This is a genomic window from Devosia neptuniae, from assembly GCF_025452235.1.
Classification (GTDB): Bacteria; Pseudomonadota; Alphaproteobacteria; order Rhizobiales; family Devosiaceae; genus Devosia.
The window spans coordinates 300,969-321,743 of sequence record NZ_CP104964.1; the positions used below are offsets into that span (position 1 = coordinate 300,969).

The 20,775-nt window shown below is 61.2% G+C and carries 17 protein-coding genes; 5 read left to right on the forward strand and 12 right to left on the reverse strand.

The window, feature by feature from the left end; all coding sequences use genetic code 11:
* Window positions 1-16 precede the first annotated feature (16 nt).
* From N8A98_RS01450 to N8A98_RS01475, 6 genes are all read right to left on the reverse strand, one after another.
* Window positions 17-970, reverse strand: a complete 954-nt coding sequence (locus N8A98_RS01450; protein WP_262165194.1) for an ABC transporter substrate-binding protein — start codon at window positions 968-970, stop codon at window positions 17-19.
* Between the two features lie 8 nt (window positions 971-978).
* A complete protein-coding gene (locus tag N8A98_RS01455) occupies window positions 979-1,959 on the reverse strand; it encodes an ABC transporter substrate-binding protein (protein ID WP_262165196.1) in 981 nt (326 codons plus the stop codon).
* A gap of 11 nt (window positions 1,960-1,970) precedes the next feature.
* Entirely contained in the window at window positions 1,971-3,038 is a 1,068-nt protein-coding gene (locus N8A98_RS01460) for a FecCD family ABC transporter permease (protein WP_262165198.1), read from the reverse strand.
* The gene (locus N8A98_RS01465; RefSeq protein WP_262165200.1) at window positions 3,038-4,057 is read right to left on the reverse strand and encodes a FecCD family ABC transporter permease; all 1,020 of its coding nucleotides are present in this window, start codon (window positions 4,055-4,057) and stop codon (window positions 3,038-3,040) included. The genes N8A98_RS01460 and N8A98_RS01465 overlap by 1 nt, the downstream gene beginning before the upstream one ends.
* Window positions 4,054-4,905, reverse strand: coding sequence for an ABC transporter ATP-binding protein (locus N8A98_RS01470; RefSeq protein ID WP_262165202.1), 852 nt, complete (start codon window positions 4,903-4,905; stop codon window positions 4,054-4,056). The genes N8A98_RS01465 and N8A98_RS01470 overlap by 4 nt, the downstream gene beginning before the upstream one ends.
* A gap of 93 nt (window positions 4,906-4,998) precedes the next feature.
* On the reverse strand, window positions 4,999-6,321 hold the full coding sequence (locus N8A98_RS01475; protein ID WP_262165204.1) for an ABC transporter substrate-binding protein: 1,323 nt from the start codon (window positions 6,319-6,321) through the stop codon (window positions 4,999-5,001).
* Window positions 6,322-6,453: 132 nt separating this feature from the next.
* Between N8A98_RS01475 and N8A98_RS01480 the strand changes: the two genes are divergently transcribed.
* Window positions 6,454-7,380, forward strand: a complete 927-nt coding sequence (locus N8A98_RS01480; RefSeq protein WP_262165205.1) for a LysR family transcriptional regulator — start codon at window positions 6,454-6,456, stop codon at window positions 7,378-7,380.
* Window positions 7,381-7,553: 173 nt separating this feature from the next.
* Here the strand turns inward: N8A98_RS01480 and N8A98_RS01485 are convergent, their stop codons facing one another.
* From N8A98_RS01485 to N8A98_RS01510, 5 genes are all read right to left on the reverse strand, one after another.
* The gene (locus N8A98_RS01485) at window positions 7,554-8,855 is read right to left on the reverse strand and encodes an alpha/beta fold hydrolase (protein ID WP_262165207.1); all 1,302 of its coding nucleotides are present in this window, start codon (window positions 8,853-8,855) and stop codon (window positions 7,554-7,556) included.
* Window positions 8,856-8,864: 9 nt separating this feature from the next.
* Window positions 8,865-9,818: an ABC transporter permease gene (locus tag N8A98_RS01490; protein ID WP_262165209.1), complete on the reverse strand. Its 954-nt coding sequence runs from the start codon at window positions 9,816-9,818 to the stop codon at window positions 8,865-8,867.
* Complete coding sequence (locus tag N8A98_RS01495; RefSeq protein WP_262165211.1) at window positions 9,815-10,765, reverse strand: ABC transporter permease; 951 nt, start codon at window positions 10,763-10,765, stop codon at window positions 9,815-9,817. The genes N8A98_RS01490 and N8A98_RS01495 overlap by 4 nt, the downstream gene beginning before the upstream one ends.
* Window positions 10,762-12,606, reverse strand: coding sequence for an ABC transporter ATP-binding protein (locus tag N8A98_RS23285; protein WP_315974456.1), 1,845 nt, complete (start codon window positions 12,604-12,606; stop codon window positions 10,762-10,764). The genes N8A98_RS01495 and N8A98_RS23285 overlap by 4 nt, the downstream gene beginning before the upstream one ends.
* A 78-nt stretch (window positions 12,607-12,684) precedes the next feature.
* Window positions 12,685-14,391 carry an ABC transporter substrate-binding protein gene (locus N8A98_RS01510; RefSeq protein WP_262165213.1) on the reverse strand — a complete coding sequence of 569 codons (1,707 nt, stop codon included), beginning with the start codon at window positions 14,389-14,391 and terminating at the stop codon, window positions 12,685-12,687.
* Between the two features lie 205 nt (window positions 14,392-14,596).
* On the opposite strand from N8A98_RS01510, the gene N8A98_RS01515 reads away from it, so the two are divergent.
* Entirely contained in the window at window positions 14,597-16,396 is a 1,800-nt protein-coding gene (locus tag N8A98_RS01515; protein WP_262165215.1) for an aminopeptidase P family protein, read from the forward strand.
* Here the strand turns inward: N8A98_RS01515 and N8A98_RS01520 are convergent.
* Window positions 16,393-17,430: a LacI family DNA-binding transcriptional regulator gene (locus tag N8A98_RS01520; RefSeq protein ID WP_262165217.1), complete on the reverse strand. Its 1,038-nt coding sequence runs from the start codon at window positions 17,428-17,430 to the stop codon at window positions 16,393-16,395. The genes N8A98_RS01515 and N8A98_RS01520 overlap by 4 nt on opposite strands.
* A gap of 249 nt (window positions 17,431-17,679) precedes the next feature.
* On the opposite strand from N8A98_RS01520, the gene N8A98_RS01525 reads away from it, so the two are divergent.
* The 3 genes from N8A98_RS01525 (at window position 17,680) to N8A98_RS01535 (ending at window position 20,771) form a co-directional block, all read left to right on the forward strand.
* On the forward strand, window positions 17,680-18,933 hold the full coding sequence (locus N8A98_RS01525; RefSeq protein ID WP_113123724.1) for an ABC transporter substrate-binding protein: 1,254 nt from the start codon (window positions 17,680-17,682) through the stop codon (window positions 18,931-18,933).
* A 69-nt stretch (window positions 18,934-19,002) separates the two neighbouring features.
* On the forward strand, window positions 19,003-19,908 hold the full coding sequence (locus tag N8A98_RS01530) for a carbohydrate ABC transporter permease (protein ID WP_262165222.1): 906 nt from the start codon (window positions 19,003-19,005) through the stop codon (window positions 19,906-19,908).
* Window positions 19,908-20,771 (forward strand): carbohydrate ABC transporter permease, encoded by an 864-nt coding sequence (locus N8A98_RS01535; protein ID WP_113123725.1) that lies wholly within the window; start codon window positions 19,908-19,910, stop codon window positions 20,769-20,771. Before N8A98_RS01530 ends, N8A98_RS01535 begins: the two co-directional genes overlap by 1 nt.
* The last annotated feature ends 4 nt before the right edge of the window (window positions 20,772-20,775 follow it).

A 20,775-nucleotide genomic window follows, 5' to 3' on the forward strand; every position in this document is an offset into this window, starting at 1 on the left:
GATCTCGGCCGATACCCTATTGATCCCTTGTGCGAAGAGTCTGGCTGTTCATCAGGGCCAGGAGCGTGGTGGTGATGCTGCTCAGGCTTTGGTAAGAAATGGCATAGGCCTCGTCGCGCGGCAGGCGGAAATATTGCTCGTTCCGGCAGGCCCAGAGCTGCTCGCAATAGCCGGGGAGCGCTTCCTGCATGCGCGCGTCGGCGTCGGCAGGCGTTTCGCCGCGATCGGTGCGGAAGGTGTCGAATATGACATCGGCATCCAGGTCCGGCAGCAATTCGGCGCTCAGTTCCTGCTCTCCGCCTTGAGGAATGGCATCGATGAGCGCTGGGAAGCGGAAGCCGGCATCGCGCAATACCTTGCCCAGGCTGCCATAGCTGTGCTGCACGGAAATCGCGCCGCCGGAGCCTTCCATCACTGAGACCGTGATGTTCTTTGCATCAACAAGCCGCACCAGTTGCGCCAGTTGCGCCTGATAGCGGGCTTCCAGGCGGGCGAGCGTGGAAGTGGTGCCGGTCAGATCGGCCAGGCGGGCGTAGATATCGAAACGATCGCTGATGGTCTCGTCGAACACCACGGTCGGCGCGATTCGCTCGAGCTGGTCGAGCGGCACATCGCGGGAGACGAGGGTAACGATCAGATCGGGTGCAGCGGCGGTTAGTGCTTCGACATCGATCGGCTCATTGCCCAGGAAAGTAATGTCGGCCGTGGCGAAATCGACCCCGGTGAGGATCAGGCCGGAGCGAATATAGGGTTGATCGTCATTGGTCCGGCCGTGCGAGGCAATGGGCAGGACATCCAACTCGATCAGCGGCACACTTAGCCGCAGGTCATCGAGCGCGGCAATCCGTTTCGGTTGGATCGGGATTTTGACCACGCGGCCCAGATCGTCGGTGAAGGAGCGGGTGTCCTGAGCCTGGCTTGGGGCGATGGCCAGCACAGCAAGGCAGAAGGCAAAGACGAGGGTTTTCATGGTTTGCTTTACTTGGACAGCGGCACGAAGGAGCGGCCGGCAATGTGGGTGAGCAGTTGCAGATAGGCCGTCTCAAGCGACTTGAACGACGACGAATAGATCGGCGTACGGTGCAGGAAGATATGCTGGTTATTGCTGCAGGCATGCAGGGCCTGGCAGTAGCCGGGTACGATCTTCTCGAAGGCGGCGCGGATCTCGGTAGGGCTGCGCTCGTCGGGGTAGAGGGGTTCATAAGTCGAGACGATGAAATCCGCATCGACCTCTGGCAGGAATTCGGGGCTCAGATCGAGTGAGCCTTTATCCAGTTCGGCAATGATGGCGGGCTTGGTAAAGCCGACATCGTCAAGCAATTGCGAGAGGGCGTAATAATCCTTGCTGGCGGCGATATAGCCGTCATCGGGCCAAGGCTGCAGGATAGCGACCGAGATATTGGCGGCATTGGGCACCAACCGCTTGAATTCGGCGACCTGTGCGTCATAGCGGGCGCGCAGATGCTCATATTTGGGCAGCACGCCTGCGGCGTCGGCCACCGCTTGCAGAGCGCCGAAAAAGCCCAGCCCGCGCTGGTCGATCAGAATGGTGGGTGCAAGTTTTTCGAGATTGGGCAGCAGGGCGTCGTCATTGCCAGAGCGGCCGATGATCAGATCAGGCTCAAGCCCGGCAATCAGTTCGAGATCGATCTCGTTGAAGACGCCGAGGAACTTGATGTCGGTATTGTCGAAACTGGTTTCGTAGAGCTCCTTTGCGCCCCGAATATAGGGAATGTTGTCTTCTTCGAGCCGTCCATGGCTGCCCACGACATGGTTGGTGGCGCCGAATTCGACCAGCGGCAGGGTGATGCTCAGATCATGCAGCGAAACGATGCGCAGAGGCTCGACCGGAATATCGATTGTGCCATTGGCAGCCTCGAAGGGGCGGGTCTCCTGGGCCCACGCCGATGCGGTGAGCAATCCCCCAAGAATGGCAGCGGCGGCTAGAAGCAGTTTCATGGGCTTGATCCTTAAAGAGCAGTCCGACGCGCGGCCCGGCGCAGCAGGATGAGAAAGATCGGCACGCCGATCAGATCGGTGACGAGACCGGCGGGAATCTGGACCGGGGCCATCAGGGTGCGCCCCACCAGGTCAGCAGCGCAGACCAGGGCCGCGCCCAGCGCTGCCGTGAGCAGCAGATGCAGGGCCACGCCCGATGGGGCGAGGCGGCGCGCGGCATGCGGCGCGATCAGCCCGACAAAGCCGAGCGGCCCCACAACGGCGGTGCCTATTGCGGCAAAGCCTACAGCGGTGGTGATGAGGCCATAGCGTACCCAGCGCACCGGGGCGCCGAGGGCAGTGGCGGTGGCGTCACCCATGCGTAGGGCTGCGGTGGAGCGCGAGAGCAGCAGTAAGGCGGGCAGCAGCACTGCCGACCAGGCGGCGAGCATCTGCACATCGCTCCAATTGGCAGCATTGATCGAGCCATTGAGCCAGGTCAAAACCGAAAGTACTCGTTCGATGTCGCCATAGGTCATCAGCACCGACGTGCCGGCTGAGATGAGTGCAGCAACCCCGACGCCCATTAGGATAAAGCGGACGGAGCTGGCACCCCTCGTCGTCCAGGTCAGGCTCTGGATCAGAATGGCCACCAGCATGGAGCCGCCAAATGCCACCCAAGGCCGTAGTGTTGCCAAGCCACTGGGCCACAACACGGTCAGCGCAACCACGGCGAGCCCGGCGCCTTGCGACACGCCCACCAGGGACGGATCGGCCAGGCCATTGCGGGTGACGTTTTGCAGCGCTGCGCCCGAGAGGGCAAACATGGCGCCGACTAAAGCGGCGGCCAGGGCACGCGGAAAGCGGAATTCCCAGACGACATTGTCGATGGTCTTGCTGACGCTTTCGCCGCTCAACGTGCGCCAGACTTCGGAAAGGCTGGTCGGTTGGCTGCCGATGGTGAGGCTATAGGCGATGATGGCTGCGAGCAGCAGCAAGGATGCAACGAGCCAGCCAAGCGCCCCAACGGGCAGGCGCAGGGCGATGCGTTCGCCGAATAGGCGCAGCACATACCAGCGAGAGGCGGCGATGGTGCTCATCAGCGGGCTCGCTGGTGAATGAGGTAGATGAAGATCGGCGCGCCGATCAGTGCGGTGATGATGCCGGTGGAAATCTCGGCCGGGCGGAACAGCATGCGCGCCGCGACATCAACTGCCAGCAAATAGCCGGCCCCGAGCACGGCCGAATAGGGCACGATCCAGCGATAGCCGGCGCCAGTGAAGAGTCGCACCACATGGGGGATGACCAGGCCAACAAAGCCGAGTGGTCCGGCCAGGGCCACCGAACCGGCCGTCAGCGCCACGACGCAGACCAGCAATTGCGCCTTGAGCCAGCCGGTGCGCACGCCCAGCGCCTGAGCCACTTCCTCGCCCATGGCTAGTGCCGTGATCTGACGTGCCAAAGCGAAGGATAGTAGCAGGGCGACGATAAGCACGGGCCCAGCCGTCAACAGCATGGACAGATCGCGTCCCGCCAGCGAACCGGAGAGCCAGACGCGATAAGAGTCGAAAGCGTTTTCGCGCAGCAGGAAGGCGACAGAAGTCAGTGCCCCCAGGAATGCGGTGACCACCGCCCCGGCCAGCGTCAAGGTCAGCGGCGACGTGCCGCCGGGTACCCAACGAGCGATGAGATAGACCAGGCATGCCGCCCCGAGCGCTCCACCGGCGGCCATCAGCGGAATGGCGGTATTGTCCACCAGACCAAGCATGCCGATGCCGAAGACCACAGCGAATGCCGCGCCCGCCATGAGGCCCAGAATGCCCGGCTCGGCAAGTGGATTGCGGGTAACACCCTGCATCAAAGCGCCGGCAACCGAGAGCGATGCTCCAACGATCATGCCCACCAGCGCGCGCGGCAGCCGTAGGTCCCAGATGATAGTGTGGTTGAAATTGCTGGGATCGCGCGCGGTCAGCGCTTCGAAGACGACGTTGAGCGGCAACAGCTTGGCGCCCAACGCGATATGAAGGCAGAAGATCGCTGCGATCAGACCCAGCGCCACTGGCAAGCCGAGCCAGCGGCTAGTGCGTATGACGGGCGAGACCCCGGCGGCGCTGTTCATGCCGTAGCCAGAGCCGGAAGGATATGGGTGCTTGCGGGCGCCCCCCGCGTCGGCATGCAGAAGAGGCGACCCGATGCCGGATCGCGCAGCACATTAGCGTCCAAATCGAACACGGTTTTGATATTTTGCGCCGTAAAAACCGCCTCGGGTGCGCCCGAACACACAATGCGCCCGGCCTGCATCATCACGAGAGTGTCGGCATAGGCGGCGGCAAGGCTGAGTTCGTGCAGCACCACCACCAGCGTGCGGCCAGTCTTGTGTGCCAGATCGTGCAGCAGGTTCATCACATCCACCTGCACCTTGAGATCGAGAAAGGTGGTGGGTTCGTCGAGCAGGATCAGATCAGTTTCCTGCGCCAGTGCCATGGCAATCCAGCAGCGCTGACGCTGCCCGCCCGAGAGGGAATCCACTGGTCGGTCGGCAAAGTCCGTGACCTGGGCGGTGACCATGGCCGCATTGACCGCCGCCTCGTCGCTCGAACTCCATTGCCGCAGCAGCGATTGATGGGGGAACCGCCCCTGCGCCACCAGCTCGCGCACGCTCAGCCCTTCCGGCGCCACCGGCCCCTGTGGCAAGAGGCCGAGTTTGCGCGCCACCTCGCGCGTAGCGGCTTTGTGGATGTCCTTGCCATCTAACAGCACGTAGCCGTGGCTTGGCATGAGGATGCGCGCCAGCGTCTTGAGCAGGGTGGATTTGCCGCACCCATTGGCGCCGACCAGAATGGTCAAAGCGCCACTGGGCACCGCAAAATCGAGGCCATCGAGAATAGTGGTGTCGTCATAGCCGGCGCGCAGCTCGATGGCCTCGAGCCGCTCGTCCTTCGCCCTTGCCTGATCTTGGATATCCATGTGCCAGCCCGCCGCGACGTCACTTTGCAAGCCCTCGGACTAGATTTTATGATCTGGCATGTCAAGTTTAAGCAGTGGCTAGATGGCACCAGGCTATCTCGCCAGCGGTGTCCCCGCCAACCGACTACGATCCGCTACTGCGGGCAAGGATGGCGGCTGCGTCGGCGACGAAGGTCTGGGCGGCATCTTCGGGTGAGCGCATGCCAAAGGCAATCTCCTGGGAGATATTGCCAAGAGCCTTGCTGACCTCGCCGGCGGCGGGGGAGGGGATGGCGGTAGCGGGCCGACCAAGGCACCAAGCGAGATAACGAAATCGAGGGCGGCCCGGCTTTCCGGCGATAGCTCATTGGCGACGGCGTCCCGCGCAGTCTGGGTGCAGGGCACACCGCGCTCGACGCCGAGCAGCTTGGCGGCAGCTGGATCGTTGACGAAATAGGAAATGAACGCCGCCGCCTGTTCGGCATTTTGCGAGGCGCCGCTGACGGAGAAGAACTGCGAGGGTTTGCGGTAATGCCCGCCGGCGCCATCGCTGATCAAAGGATAGCTGGCCAAGCCCAGCTGGTCTGGGCTGATGCCTTGATAGACCACCAATTCATTGGAGTGGATCGGGGTGGTCGCCGCCTTGTTGGTGATGATCATGCTCGATTCCGCCGAGGCGGTGCTGAGCGCCTGATCTTCGGCGGAAACGATGACGCCGGCATCGCGCAGACCGGCCCAGAGACGGAACCAATCCACCAATGCCGTCTCGTCGAAACCGATGGCGCCTTCTGGGGTATAAAGGGCCGAACCATTTTGGCGGAGCCAGTTTTCAAAAACGACATCGCTGCCGGAAGAGTCTGACAGGACCTTGATGCCGTTGCGGACATTGGCGGCGGCAAAAGCCTCGCCCATGGCGCGGTAATCATCATAGGTGGTTGTGAGGTCCGGTGGCGCTATGCCGACCTCCTCGAAAACCGTGGCATTATAGATCATCGCGGCCGAATTGCTGCCGAGTGAGACGCCATAGAGCTTGCCATTGACGCGGCCGCCAGCGACCTGGTCTTCGTCGAAATCGTCCAGCTTGAGCGTGCTGCCGATGAAATCATCCAGCGGCGCGATGGCACCGCGCGAGGCATATTCGACGATATAGCGGTAGTCCATCTGCAGCACGTCCGGCGCGGAACCGCCCGAGACCTGGGTGGCAAGGCGGGTCCAGTAATCGTCCCAGGCGATGAATTCGCCATCGATGGCCGTTCCGGTTTGCTCGGTGAATTTGTCGACCACTGCATAGGTCCGGTTTGCCCGGTCCTGGCCGCCCCAGAAGGCCAGGCGCAGCGAGGCCTGTTGGGCTTGGGCCGTGGACAGGCCGAAAGACGTGGATGCGGCGAGCGTTGCGCTGCCCATAAGAAACTGACGGCGGGGCATACGAAAAGTCATGGGAACCTCCCTTGGATCATACCGGTAGCGCTCTGTTGGCGCTTCTCTCGGTTCAGATTGACATGCCCAAGCGCGCAAGAAAAATACGAACTAAGGTGCTATTGATAGATCAAATCTATCACCGGAGGAGATATGGATAAGCTCTTGCGACAGTTCATCGCCATTGCCGAGACCGGCAGTATTCGGGCGGCCACGGCTGTGCTCAACGTCACCCAGCCAACGCTGACCGTGAACATGCGCAAGCTCGAAGCGGATCTGAATGCGCGGCTGTTCGTTCGCTCGGCGCGGGGTGTGCGGCTCACACCCTATGGCGAGGTGATCTACGAAAACGCCCGGCTGATGCAGCGGCTTGACGACAATATGCGCAAGTCAGTGGAAGAGATGCGCGTCCGCAATGAGCGGGGAATCAGCATTGGCAGCGGCTATTCGTGGTGGACCGTATTCGTGCGCGATGTCCTGCTGCGCTATCAGCAGCGCAATCCGAAGGCGCCGCTGCAGGTGAGCCTGGGCGATCAACTCCGCTGTCTCGACCAGTTGCTGTCGGGCGATATCTCGCTTTTTATATCGCACGAAATCCGCGGGCTGAACGCCGGCATCGGCGCGCAGTTCATCCGGCTGAGTCAGGTCTACAACGGGGTGTTCGTCCGCGACGGGCACCCTTTGCTAGGTGCGGTCCGCACGCGTGAGGAAATTGAAGCCTATCCGGTAGTGACCAGTTCCCTGGCGGAAAGCCGGCATCAGCGCTTCTTTGACGAGAACTGGCGTCGGCAACGTGGCGAAACACCGTTTGGCCGCGAAAGCTACATTTTTGGCTCGAACTCTATTTCGGCCTGCCTCGACTATTTACGCAACACTGACGCCTTCTTGCGCATCTCCAACGTCATCGCGCCGTATTTTGCAGAACAGGGCATAATAGAGGTGAAGCAGGCCGGAACATTGGCGAGCATCCCCATGGGCATATATGTGTTGGCTGAAAGACGCGGGGAGAAGCGCCTGGAGGATGTGTTGGAATGGCTGATCGCGGCCTGCCGCGAAGCGCTACCGCCGTCGCAGGATTAGCCGCCCGCCACAGGGTGTCGTCTTGAATGGCAGGATTTCGGTATTCCGGCTCGGAATGTACTCCTTCTCCACTTGAATGTCATGACCGATAGCCTGCTGGCAGTGAACCAGGTTTTGGACGGTCATCGGGGCATTGCATGCCATTGCTGCCGCCCATCAGACTCGAAGTCGCCCTAGCTCAAGGGGCCGCCACGATCTTGGGTCATCTTGACCAAGCGTTTAAAAACATTGCCGCTTTGACGGATGCCGTCATGCTCGAACTCATTGGTGACCCAGTGTTCGAGGTTGCCGATCAGACCAGCCGTCTCCAGTGAGAGGCTCGCGTCGACATACATGTCATCGTGGTAGATGATGGCTGAGACGGGGACCGTATTGGCGGCTAGCCGCTCGCCATCGTAGAGCAGGCTATGGTCCACGCGCTGGGCAAGCGCCTCGGTACCAGCTTGGAAGGGGCGCAGCGAGCGGATGTCCTCGAACATCCAGGGAAACATCATTTCGCCGGTGAACAGCAGCGGACGAGTAGTTTCGGCGAACTGGGGGAGGGTGTCACGCACCCGCTGCGCGGCCCAAGCGGTCGCGCCGGATCCGTGGCCGTAGATGGATTCCTGCATCACGGCAAAGAGCGGATTGCCGTCATAGCTAGTCATGCGCATCACCTCGGCGAGGAACTGGTCGGACAAGCGGTCGCGTTCGGGGGTGGCGAAAGCCTCGTCGATCAGCCAGTGGATGTTTTCGAAGCCTGGAGCCATGCCGAAATCGATGCCGATGCTCTGTAACCGGCGCACAGTGAGCTGGTCGCCATCGGGCAGGCGGACATCGCTGCTGGTGATGAAATCGGCTAGTTGACCGATGGTGTCACGGTCATCAGGGTAGCGCTTGTAATAGCGGGCGGTCTTGGCCTCGACCCGCGGATAAGTGCGGCGATAAACCTCTTCGGCCGAGGGGGTTATGCTGGCGAGACCCCCCGCCACATAGCAGGCCGAAAGCCCCTCGGATGCCTGGCTCAGATAGGTCAGGGTTAGGAAACCGCCATAGCTCTGACCCAGCGATTGCCATTTGGCTCCGCCGAACACGGTTTTTCGCAGATGTTCGAAATCGGCCACAATGGAATCGGCGCGAAAATGGGTGAGATAGGCGCCGGCCTCTTCCCCACTGACAAAGCGCTGCATGGTCGCGCCATCCACCCGCGTGCTGCGGCCGGTGCCGCGCTGGTCAGGCAGGATGACGCGGTGGCTCTTGAGGGCCTCTGCCAGCCAAGACGGTCCTCCGCTGGTGGGACGGGGCGACTTACCGCCGGGGCCGCCTTGCAGGAAGACCAGCAGCGGCAGCTCGGCGTCCTTTTTTGTCGGATCCACTGCTTCGCGGGCAAAGAGCTTGATCGTGGGGCCACCGGGATTGGCGAACCAGTCGAGCGGCACGTCGATCAAGTGGTCGCGGATATGAATGCCGGGAATGGTGTATTGCGAGACGATCATGGTCCTATCCTAACGAACGCGCGGGTCCAGCAAAGCATAGGTGATGTCGACGACGATGTTGGAGATGACGATGAAGAAACCTCCCAACAGCACCACGCCGATAATGATGGGCCTATCCTGATTATTGACGGCCTGCACGGCCAGCGCGCCGACGCCTTGCAGGCCATAAACCTGCTCGATGACGATGGCGCCGCCCAGCAGCAGGGCGATATCGGCGCCCAATTGGGTTACCAGCGGTGTGAGAGTGGCGCGCATGCCATGCTTGAACACGACGCGGCCTTCCGACAAGCCTTTGGCACGAGCGGTGCGGATATAGTCCTCATTCATCACCTCAAGCATCTGGCCGCGCGTCAGCCGGGCATAGACTGCCGCGGTCGTTAGCGCGAGCGTTGCCCAGGGCAGGGCGAGATGCCAGGCCCAGAGCGCTGGATTGGGCAGGAACGGCTTGAAGCCGCCGGCGGGAAAGAGCGTGAATCCCGCCTGGCGCGGCAAGAAATAGAAGACATAGAGCGAGACCATGCCGAGCACGAAGGTAGGAAAACTCAACCCTACCAGAATAAAGGCCTGGCCCAGCCGGTCGCGCAATCCGCCGGGATGGCGGGCCGACATGATACCGATGGGAATGCCGACCGCCAGCCAGACAATGACGCCGCCGATGACCAGGGAAATGGTGGCTGGCAAGCGATTGGCAATGAGCGTGGTGACCGGTTGCTGGTTACGGTAGGAAAAGCCGAGATCACCTACCGCCGCGCGCCCGAGAAAACTCAGATATTGCTCGTGGATGGGGCGGTCGAGCCCTAGATTGGTGCGGATCTGCACCAATTGAGCTTCGGTAGCCTTGTCGCCGGCCACCATGCGGGCCGGATCGCCGGGGGCCACGAAGAAGAGGAAAAAGACGAAGGTGCTGAGTGCAAAGAGGATTAGCGCGGCAAAGCCAATGCGGCCAAGCAGGAAGCGGATCATGGCTTGTGCCTCCAGCGCAACAGACTGCGCCTGACCACGGGGCGGGATTTGGGGTCGAGCGCGTCGCGCAGCCCATCGCCCAGAATGTTGAACGAGAGAGTGGTCAATAGCAGCGCCAGGCCCGGGATGAGCACCAGCCACCAGGCAACGAGATAGATGGAATTGGCAGCGGCGTCGGCCAACATGCCACCCCAACTCGGGGCGGGCGGCACAATGCCCAGGCCCAGGAAGGAAAGGGTGGCCTCGAATACGATGGCGCTGGGGATCATCATCGTGGTGTAAACGATAATGGGGACACTCAGATTGGGCAGAATATCGACAACCATGATGGAGAGCGAGCTGGCGCCGAGCGAGCGGCTGGCCTGAACGAACTCGCGGGCACGCAGTGACATCACCTGGCTGCGCACCACGCGGCCCATGGTCGTCCAGCTGAAAAAGACAATGACCCCGATGCTAAGCGACAGGCTTGGCCCGAACACCGAGACCAATGCCAGCGCGCAGAGCAGGAAGGGCACGCTCATCACCAGGTCCATGGCCCGGCTCAGCACCATGTCGATCCACCCGCCGAAAAAACCGGCCAGCACGCCGACGGTGACCCCGATCAGCGAGGCGGCCAGCGAGGCCAGGACGCCCACCAGCAGAGAGACGCGGGCACCATAAGCGAGGCGGACGAGCACGTCGCGACCCAGCTGGTCGGTGCCCAGCACGAATTCGGCATTGGGCGCCACGGGCAGACCCATAGTGGACAGGCCGGTGTCGCGGAATTGCTGGATCGGGGAATGGCCGGCCCAGCTTTCGATCAGCGGTGCTGCGGCAGCAAATAGCACCAGCACGACAATGAATACCATGGCGGCAAGGCTGGCCTTGTCGCGGAGCAACCGCCGCAGGGTGAGCGAGAAGGAACCGCGCTGGACCACGATGGGAGCGGAGCTGGCCGGCGTACTCATGCGGCGGCCCAATCTATGGTCTGGACCAGATCACGGCTGCGCGCGAAATGTTGGGGCGGCGGAGTGACCGAGGCGGCGAGCAGGGTACGAGTATAGTCATCCTGAGGATTGGCGTAGATGGCCTGGGCGTCGGCCAGCTCCACTATGCGGCCCTTGTTCATTACAGCGATGCGATTACAGACCTGGCGGACCACGGCCAGATCGTGAGAGATAAAGAGATAGGTAAGGTCAAGCTCGCGCTGTAGTTTGGACATCAGGTTAAGCACCTGGGCCTGGATGGAAACATCAAGCGCCGAGACCGGTTCGTCAAAGATGATCAGCCCAGGATTGAGCGCCAGGGCGCGCGCAATACCGATGCGCTGGCGTTGGCCGCCGGAGAACTCGGACGGGAAGCGGTTGTAGTGCTCTGGATTGAGCCCCACCCGTTCCATCAGTTCCTGCACGCGGTTTTTGCGGTCGGTGCCGGAAGCGACGTGGTGGATGCGGAAGGGGTCGCCGATAATGGCGCCCACGCGGCGGCGAGGATTGAGCGAGCCGAAGGGGTCCTGGAATACTAGCTGCACGGCCCTACGCGTCTCGCGCCAACCGGCGGCATCAAGATGAGCCATATCGGCATCGCCCAAAAGCACGCGGCCGCTAGTGGCCGGGATGAGGCCGGCAATGACGCGGGCGAGAGTGGATTTGCCGCAGCCGCTTTCACCCACAAGTCCCAGCGTTTCGCCGCGCCTGACTTCGAGGTTGATACCTTTGAGCACGTCAAACCGGCCTTGCTTGTCGAAGAGCCCACCGGTGGCAAAGCTCAGTGCGACATCCTCGACCTTGAGTATGACGGGGGCGCTCTGGGTGTCGATACGGCGGACGGTCGAGCCTGCATGCGGCGGCGGAGCTGGGGCCGTGTCTTCCAGCCAGCATAGAGCTTCGACATCGTCGCTATAGCGGCGCAGCGGCGGACGACTAGTGTGGCACTTTTCCATGACAGCACTGCAGCGGGGGGCAAAGGCGCAGCCATCCGGACTATGCAGCAGGCTAGGTGGGCGGCCTGGGATAGCGACCAGTTCTTCACCAGCCGCGTAGTTGGCGGGGGAGGAGCGCAGCAGGCCGGCCGTATAGGGATGAGCGGGCGTGGTGAAGACAGCTTCGCTTGAACCATATTCCATGCGATTGCCGGCATACATCACCATGACCCGGTCGGCGACGGACGACAGCAGACCCAGATCGTGGGTTATCATAATGACGGTGGTGCCCAATTCCTTGCGCATCGTATCAAGCAGAGCGACGATCTGCGCTTGCACGGTCACATCGAGCGCCGTGGTCGGCTCGTCGGCGATGATGACGGCAGGGTTGAGTACGAGTGCCATGGCGATCATCACACGCTGGCGCATGCCGCCTGAAAACTGGTGCGGATAAGCGTCGAACCGCTCGGCCGCGTTGGTGATGCCTACCTTAGCCAACATGTCGACGGCGCGGGTCCGCGCAGCTGCCTTACTCACCCTTTCGTGGGCGTGAATGGCTTCGGTAATCTGGCTGCCGATAGTGTAATAGGGATGCAGGCTCGACAGGGGGTCTTGGAAGATCATGCCGATGCGTGATCCCCGCAATTTGCGCAGGTCCTTGGGTTTTTCCCTTAGCAGGTCGCGCCCCTCAAACAGGACTTGGCCGGAAATATCGGCATAGGGCAGCAGCCCCAGAATGGCCTGCATCATCACCGATTTGCCCGAACCCGATTCCCCGGCAATACCGAACAGTTCCCCGGTCTCGATGGCGAAGGAGACATTTTGGACAGCGTGGATTGTGCCGTCTTCGGTGGGGATCGAGACGGTCAGATTGCGGGCTTCGAGCACTGGCAAGGAGCGGCTCCGAGTTTGACCTACGCGGTGGCTATGGTCCGGACCTGGTGGCCCGGACCACGCCGTTACAGCTTAGCGTTGGATCCAGACATTGGTCCAATCACCCTGCACGCCCAGCGCATAGGGCTGGAAATTCTGCACGGCGGCACTGCGATAGAGCACAACCTTATTGGCGAGATACGGCACGACCGGCGCATCGGCCATGACAAGCTCGTCGACTTGACCCCATAACCGAGCCACTTCCTCGGGTGTGGTGGCATTGATGGCCTGCTGGGCCAGCTCATTGGCCTTGGGGTTGTTGTAGTCGGTGTAATTGTAGGTCTGATGGGTGCCGTTGAAGCTGAATTGCGGCTGGAACACCGAGCGGGCCGAGCCCCCCGCCCAGTCGGGCGTCCAACCCACAGGCGCAATGTCCCAGGTTCCGTCCTTGGTGTTGACCGGGTTGGTCATGAACTTGGAATAATAGTCCGCAGGGGCCACCGGCGTCAGCTCCAGCGTAATGCCCGACGCTGCCATGCTGGCCTGGATGGTCTGGGCAATGGCCGGTTCGTTATTCTGGTTGCGGAACGGCATTTTGAGCGTGATGCCATCGGGGTAGCCTGCCTCGGCCAGCAATTCCTTAGCCTTGGCCGGGTCGCCCTTAGCCTCGGGCGAGGGATAGAGATCGAAATCGTGATAGCCCAGCACGCCCGGCCCAAAAATGCCGTTGACCGGCTGGCCTACCGTGGGGCCGCCGGATTGCTGCACGATGGCAGCCTTGTCGATGGCATAGTTCAGCGCCTGGCGGACCTTGAGGTCGCGCAGAGCGCCATTGTTGTTTTCCGATACCGTGTTGATAAAGAGGAAGGCAGTGGCCCCCGATGAGACCGTCATCAGCTTTTCATCGCCCGTGGCCGTCAGCAATTGCAGGATGGCTGGCGGAATGGTGATGTCAAAAGTCATGTCGCCATCACCAGACTGCAATTGCTGCAGGACAGCATCGGGTTGCAGGCCGAAGGTGATCTGGATGTCATCGACATAGGCTTTGCGTAGCGGATCGCTCTCGGGTGTCCAGGCAGGGTTGCGGACCAGTTGCAGGCTGCTATCGGGCGTGTAAGCGCCGGGGGTGTAAGGACCGCTCGCGATGAAGTTATTCCGATAATCGGGGCTATCGGGCAGGTAATCGAGCACCTCGACTGGTGCCGGTGCCGAGGTCGGCAGGCTCAGCATATAGATGAAGTCGCCTGCTTTTTGGGTGAGATTGATGACGATTGTTTGGTCGTCTGGCGTCTCGATGCCGGCAATGTCGTTGCCCTCAATATAGGCCTTCATGGCCTCTACAGTTGGTTCGACCTTGGAAAAGCCGGCGCAGAATTCGGCCAAACCCGCGATGAGATCCTGATAATAAGTCAGCGCAGCGGAGCCCAACAGCGGATTGCACATGCGCTTGATTCCGCGCTCGAAATCGGCCGAGGTAATCTGGCGGGCGCCAGAGGGCGCATTCCACTGTGCGCCCTGGCGTAGCTTGAACGTATAGGTCAGCCCGTCATTGGTAGGCTGAGGCACTTCGGTGGCAAGGTCCCCCTCTGGCGTGATGCGGACCGTTTCGTCGGTTGAGGCGGCATAGCTGATCAATTGCCGTGTCACCGCGCGCAGGAAATTATTGCTGGTAACCAGAGCCGCCGAAGTTGGATCAAAATGGTCGATGTCGGCTGTGCCCAGAATGCGCAGCGTGCCGCCCGCCTGGCCGTCCTGAGCCGCGACCCCATGGGGCAGGGCAATGATGCTGGTCGTCGCCATTAGGCCCGCCAAGGCCAATCGAGTAATACCGGACAAATGGTGCATGAGCTCCCTCCGAGCGTTTTGTGCCAGGAACCAGACCCCTCTGGTCTCCGGCGGAAGCCTGAGGACACCAGATGCGCTCTCCGGAGTCAATGAATTTGTCGACAAACTAAATACAGCGATTTAGAACACTGTCCCAGGAAAAGAATGGGGAGCAGCCGGCATGCCGAATACAATGAACCGAACTGATACCGCGTTACGCCAGCTCCGAGGAAAACTGACCCAAGCTGACCTTTATGGCGTGGTTGTGCCGCGGTTCGATCCCTATCAGGGCGAGGTCGTGGCGCCACATGACGAGCGGCTGGCCTTCCTCACCGGCTTTAGCGGCTCGGCCGGGATTGCAGCGGTAACGGCCGATCACGCCGTGCTTTTCGTAGACGGGCGCTATCAGGTGCAGGTGCGGGCCGAGGTGGACACCCGTCAGTTTGAGATCGCGCATTTTTTCGATTTTCCCATCGAGACCTGGCTCGAGCAGAAGCTGCCCCGCGGGCAGCGCATCGGCATCAATCCCATGCTGGTGCCGAGCGCGCTTTACGCAAAGCTGAAAGCAGCCATGGACCGAACGGGAGGCGAATTGGTCCTTTTGGAAACAGACCTCATTGATGCCATCTGGCCGGATCAGCCGCCCCCGCCAATTGCCCCGATCCAAGCCTTCCCGTTGCGCTGGGCGGGGGAGGCTAGCGCGAGCAAGCGCAGGCGTATCGGGGCGAGGCTGGAACAGGCCGGAGCGGATTTCCTGGTCGAGACTCAGCCGGATAATATTGCCTGGTTGCTCAATATCCGGGGCGGTGACATCGCTCATACGCCGATCGCCCATTCGGCGGCCATTGTTGGCCGCGACGGCCAGGTGGATTGGTTCGTGGATGAGCGCAAGCTGCCCAATGACCGCAGCGGCATCGAGACTGACGGGCTGGCGGTCCGGCCTGCTGACGGGCTAATCGCGGCGGTGCGAGAGCGAGCAGGGAATAAGACGGTATTGGTTGATCCGGGCTTCGCGCCGGTGGCGGTACGCCTGGCGGTAGAGGCCGCGGGCGGTATCCCGCTGCTGCAATTCAGCCCGGTTACGCTCGCCAAGGCGGTCAAGAACGAGGTCGAGCTGGAGGGGTTTCGGCAAGCCCATATCCAGGATGGCGTCGCCTGGACGGAATTTCTGGCCTGGCTCGATGCCGAGGTGCCGGTACGCCTGGCCGCGGGCAACGCCATCACCGAGCTTGAGGCGCAGTCGCAATTGCTCGCCTTCCGGCGCGCGGGCGTTGACTTTGTCGAAGACAGTTTCGGAGCAATTTCGGCGTCAGGCAGTAACGCAGCCATGTGCCATTATGCTTCTAAGCCACAAACCAATGCCCCTCTGACTGGCGAGTTGCCCTATCTGATTGATTCAGGCGGGCAATACTGGGGTGGCACAACGGACGCCACGCGCACCATGAATTTCGGTCCGGCCAGTGGGGCCGTACGGCAGACCTATACGGCCGTGCTCAGAGGTTTTGTGGCGCTGATGACGGCGCAGTTTCCACCGACCGCTCAGGGCCATCATCTTGATGCCCTGGCGCGGCGGCCACTCTGGGATCTCGGGCTGGACTATGATCACGGCACGGGGCACGGGGTAGGACATTTCCTGTCTGTGCACGAGCACCCGCACCGCTTCGGCAAGACGGTGAATGCGCATGGCTTCGAGCCGGGCGTGGTGATGACCATCGAGCCGGGCTATTACCGGGAAGGCGCTTTCGGGTTGCGGGTGGAAAACCAGGTCGAAGTGGTCGCGGGCGTTGCGGGCTTTCTAAGGTTCGAGACGCTGACCCTGGTGCCTATCGATGTGGCCATGGCCGACACAGAAGCGCTAACCACTGCGGAAATTGGCTTTCTCAACGCCTATCACGCCCGGGTCCGCAAGGCTCTGGCAGGGCGTCTGTCGCCGCGTGCCGCCGCGTTTCTGGACCGCAGTACCCAACCGATTTCCGGCTAGATCGTCAATGCAGTCGAACCGCGGACGACCAGACGGCAATCGGACAGCTCGATGCCGCTGGCTAAGGGCGCGCCACCAATAGCATGGAACAGGCGTTCGGCGGCATGGCGGCCGAGCAGGCCCAGATTCATGTCGATGCTGGTGAGAGGTGGGTGTGTACCCTCCACGATAATGTCCCAATTGTCGAAGCCGATAACGGCGACATCGTCGGGTACGCGGATGCCACGTTCGCGCAAAGCGTCTAGGGCGCCGCGGGCAATTTGGTCGGAATCACAGAGGATGGCGTCGACCTTGGTGCCCTGTTCCAACATCATGGCACAGGATGAACGGCCCCAGCGCTCGGTCCATTCGCCATAGGCGGTTTCGAACATCAATTGGGTTTCACTTTCGGCAAGGACCTGGGCAATGCCCCTGGTCCGGTCGGCCGCGGCGCGCTCATGACGCGGTCCGGTCAAATGGGCGATGTGGCGCCGTCCCGAGGCGAGCAGATGCTCGATTGCCATGCGGCCGCCCGCAACATTGTCGGGGGTTAGCGAGAGGTCGCGCGGGTCCTGGGAGGGCGTATAGACATAGATGACCGGCACGGGCAGGTCGCGGCCAATAGGGGCGCGATGGTCAGTCTTGCTGCCCACCACCATAATGGCATCGACGCGGCGGGCGAGAAGCGCGGAAATGTAGTGTTGTTCGCGGATCGCATCGCCCCGTGCGTCGCAGAGAAAAACCGAGACCCGCCCGGCCCCAAACCTGTCCTCCGCCCCCATCAAAATGGGTAAGCTGAAGCGCCCCTCAAGATCTGAGGTGAGCAGCCCCACTGTGCCGGAAAGCCCCTGCGACAACCCTCGTGCGAGGGGGTTGCCAACATAGGCGAGGGCCCGTGCAGCGTCTTCCACCCGAGCGCGCGTCGCATCACTAACCCGGTCTCGGCCGTTGAGCGCTTTGGATGCAGTGCCCAGAGATACGCCGGCACGGCGCGCCACATCGTCCAGCGTCGAGGGTCGGGTGTTGGCGTCACGCGGTGGAATTGTCTCGTTCATGCCGGCTTGCCTAACAGGGATCGTTGCGAGCCGAAAGCCTTGCAACATGTTCGGCTTTCGCATGTTTTCGCAAAACTCGAAAGTCCTGGGTGCCATAAACCGAAGAAGACCGGCCATTCCGTTCCAAATTTCCGATGAGAAAGCGCTTTCGCAAATATTGTCGACAAACTGAATTCTTGCTGCTAGTCCTCATGGCAATCTGGTGGCGGATCCGTTGCCAGATGAGGGAAACGGGAAGGGAAAACCATCATGAAAAAGTGGATGCTGATGACCACGGCGATTGCCGCGACAGGCCTTGTGGCCATGTCGTCGGCGCGTGCCGAAGAGCTGAACCTATGGGTGCGGACGTCCTCAGCGGGCGTCTTGGAAAAGCTCGTCGATCTCTACAATGCCAGCCATGACGACAAGGTCGTGGTGACGCCGATCACCGCTGAACAGATGGTGCCCAAGCTGGGCACCTCGATCGCGGCGGGGGCAGCGCCCGATGGCGCTGTGCTGGATTTGATCTATCTGCCCACTTTCGCGGCGACCGACAGCCTCGAAGATATGACCGATTTCATCAAGGGCCTGCCCTATGCGGATGCGCTCAGCCCCTCCCATATTCGCCTAGCCACCTATGAGGGCAAGGTCTATGGCGTGCCCGCGCTGCCTGACGCCTCGATCATCGCCTATAACAAGGATCTGTTCACAGCCGCCGGGCTCGATCCGGAAAAGGCCCCAGCCTCGCTGGCCGAAATTGCTGAAGACGCAAAGAAGATCACTGCGCTGGGCAATGACACTTATGGCCTCTTCTTCGTGGCAAGCTCAGGCAGTTGGTTGGTCTATGATTTCACGCCCCATATCTGGGCGGCCGGAGCCGATGTGCTGTCCGAAGACGGGCGCACTGCAACCATCGACACGCCGGCCATGCGAGCGACGCTAGCTGCCTATAATGACATGTGGACATCGGGCTCCATCCACCCCACCTCCCGCTCGGGTGTGGGCAATGATGCAGTGGCCGCTTTTGCCTCGGGCAAGGTTGGTATTCTGATGACAGGGTCCTACATCGTGAATCTGCTCACCAGCCAATATCCCGACGTGAATTTTGGCGTCGCACCCATTCCCGGTCCCGAAGGCGGCGCCTCGAGCTTTGCCGGTGGCGACACGCTGGCCCTGATGAAGGGCATCAGCCCTGAAAAAAAGGCCGTGGCCGAGAGCTTCATCGACTTCTACATGCAGCCCGAGCAGCAAGTCCTGATCACCGCGGAATCCGGCATGCCGCCGCGCACCGACTTGGCCGATGAGGCCTATGCCGATTTCGATCCGCGCAATCTAATTGCCTACGATATCCTGGCTAGTGCACGCACGCCCTACACTTTCGCTTCCGACGAATTGTTCGTGGCCCGCACTGGCCCCTGGGTCAATCTGCTGCAAACCGCCATTTTCGATGGCGATATCGATGGTGCGATTAGCGCGGCGCAAGAAGGGTTCACCAAGATCCTGGAACGCACCAACCCCAAGTAACTCCTCCCGGAGCGTGGCGGACGGGATTTGTTCCGTCCGCCGATTTTTGATCAGCAAGGGGAGTGCACCGTGACCGTGTCCATCGAACAGCCGGCAATCCGGCAAGAGCCGCATCAATGGCTGGGCGCCGCCTTCATCGTGCCGAGCCTGATCATGATCGGACTCTTCTTCTTCGTGCCGCTCATCATGACAGTGTGGATGAGCTTGCATGATTGGCCGCTGCTGGGTCAATCAAGCTTTATCGGACTCGATAATTTCATGGAGATCGCGGGGGACCGTCAGCTCTGGAACAGCGTGGGTTTCACCATGCTTTATACCGTGCTGGTGACCCTGGCCCTCTTCGCTGTGGCCTTTCCGCTCGCGCTGCTAATCGACCGGCCACTGCGAGCGGCAGGCTTTTTCCGCACCATCTTCTTTATGCCGGTGGTGATCGGGTTCGGTGCGGCTTCGACCCTTTGGATGTGGCTGCTCAATCCCGATAGCGGGGTTTTTGCGCAATTGCTTAAGAGCCTGCATCTGGTGACAGCCGCGCCGCGCCCAATTGAAAGCTTTTGGCCGGCGCTGGGTGTAATCATCCTGATGGTGGTGTGGAAGAGCGCGGGCTTCACCATGGTGATCCTGCTCACGGGCCTGCAAAGCGTGCCTGCCGAGGTGATCGAGGCGGCCAAGATCGACGGCGCCAATGCCTGGAGCCGGTTCCGCAATATTACCCTGCCGCTGATGCGAAATTCGCTGCTGCTGGCGCTGGTGCTTAACGTCACCTCCTCGATGCTGGCCTTCGATCAGTTCTTCGTCATCACCCAGGGCGGGCCGCAGAACTCGACTATCACCGCGGTGTTTCAGATTTATCTGGCCTCGTTCAGTTCCTACCGGCTGGGCTATGGCTCGGCGCTGTCGCTGGTACTGCTCGTGGTGCTGGTTGCCATCAGCTCGATCCAACTGACCTTTCTTAAAGTCCGCCCGGAGGAAAGCTGATGAGCGATCTGACTAGCAATGGCCCCTCGCGCCGGGAGCGGTTGGGTCTGGTCGCCTTTTATGTCACGGCCAGTGTCTTGGCCGTGCTGTTCCTGATGCCTATGGTCTGGTCGGTGGCCAATTCCTTTAAGCCGCCCGCCGAGGCGTTGGCCAATCCGCTTGCTTTGTTCAGCAAAGCTTTTTCGCTGGATAATTACCGTCGTCTCGAAGGGGTAGGAGCAGGCTGGTATGTCTATGCCGGCAATTCGGTGATGATCGCTTTAGGAACGGTCCTGCTGACCGTGCTGATCGCGGTGCCCGCCGGTTATGGCTTTTCCAAATTCCGCTTTCCCGGCCAGACGGTCCTGTTCGTCGCCTTGATGGCAACGATGATGATTCCGTTCCAGTCCATTTTGACGCCGTTATTCCTGATCCTCAACTTGCTCAAACTGCAGAACAACCTGTTGGGGCTGGTGCTGATCTACACCACCTTCCAGCTGCCCTTTTCGATCTTCATGATGCGCAATGCCTTCGATGCTGTGCCCAAGGCATTGATCGAGGCGGCGCGGATCGATGGGGCCTCCCAATGGACCATTCTGCGCCGCATCATGGTGCCTATTGCCCTGCCGGGGGTCGCTACGGTGGCGCTCTTTGCCTTTCTCAATTCCTGGAACGAATTTCTGGCGGCGCTGATTTTCCTGTCCGACCAGAACAAGTTCACTCTGCCCATCATGCTGGTGAATGTCTCATCCGGCATTTACGGCATTATCGACTGGGGCGCTCTGCAGGCCGGCGTCACGGTCACCATGATCCCCTGCCTTGTCCTCTTCCTGTTGCTGCAACGTTATTACGTGCGCGGCATGACGGCTGGCGCCGTCAAATGATCCA

Excerpts from the sequence above, each read along its gene's own strand:
- N8A98_RS01510 (WP_262165213.1), bottom strand. The coding sequence starts at position 14,391 with ATGGCGACGACCAGCATCATTGCCCTGCCCCATGGGGTCGCGGCTCAG.
- N8A98_RS01495 (WP_262165211.1), bottom strand. The coding sequence starts at position 10,765 with ATGAGTACGCCGGCCAGCTCCGCTCCCATCGTGGTCCAGCGCGGTTCC.
- N8A98_RS01525 (WP_113123724.1), top strand. The coding sequence starts at position 17,680 with ATGAAAAAGTGGATGCTGATGACCACGGCGATTGCCGCGACAGGCCTT.
- N8A98_RS01455 (WP_262165196.1), bottom strand. The coding sequence starts at position 1,959 with ATGAAACTGCTTCTAGCCGCCGCTGCCATTCTTGGGGGATTGCTCACC.
- N8A98_RS01480 (WP_262165205.1), top strand. The coding sequence starts at position 6,454 with ATGGATAAGCTCTTGCGACAGTTCATCGCCATTGCCGAGACCGGCAGT.
- N8A98_RS01470 (WP_262165202.1), bottom strand. The coding sequence starts at position 4,905 with ATGGATATCCAAGATCAGGCAAGGGCGAAGGACGAGCGGCTCGAGGCC.
- N8A98_RS01490 (WP_262165209.1), bottom strand. The coding sequence starts at position 9,818 with ATGATCCGCTTCCTGCTTGGCCGCATTGGCTTTGCCGCGCTAATCCTC.
- N8A98_RS01485 (WP_262165207.1), bottom strand. The coding sequence starts at position 8,855 with ATGATCGTCTCGCAATACACCATTCCCGGCATTCATATCCGCGACCAC.
- N8A98_RS01535 (WP_113123725.1), top strand. The coding sequence starts at position 19,908 with ATGAGCGATCTGACTAGCAATGGCCCCTCGCGCCGGGAGCGGTTGGGT.
- N8A98_RS01465 (WP_262165200.1), bottom strand. The coding sequence starts at position 4,057 with ATGAACAGCGCCGCCGGGGTCTCGCCCGTCATACGCACTAGCCGCTGG.
- N8A98_RS01515 (WP_262165215.1), top strand. The coding sequence starts at position 14,597 with ATGCCGAATACAATGAACCGAACTGATACCGCGTTACGCCAGCTCCGA.
- N8A98_RS01460 (WP_262165198.1), bottom strand. The coding sequence starts at position 3,038 with ATGAGCACCATCGCCGCCTCTCGCTGGTATGTGCTGCGCCTATTCGGC.
- N8A98_RS01475 (WP_262165204.1), bottom strand. The coding sequence starts at position 6,321 with ATGACTTTTCGTATGCCCCGCCGTCAGTTTCTTATGGGCAGCGCAACG.
- N8A98_RS01450 (WP_262165194.1), bottom strand. The coding sequence starts at position 970 with ATGAAAACCCTCGTCTTTGCCTTCTGCCTTGCTGTGCTGGCCATCGCC.
- N8A98_RS01520 (WP_262165217.1), bottom strand. The coding sequence starts at position 17,430 with ATGAACGAGACAATTCCACCGCGTGACGCCAACACCCGACCCTCGACG.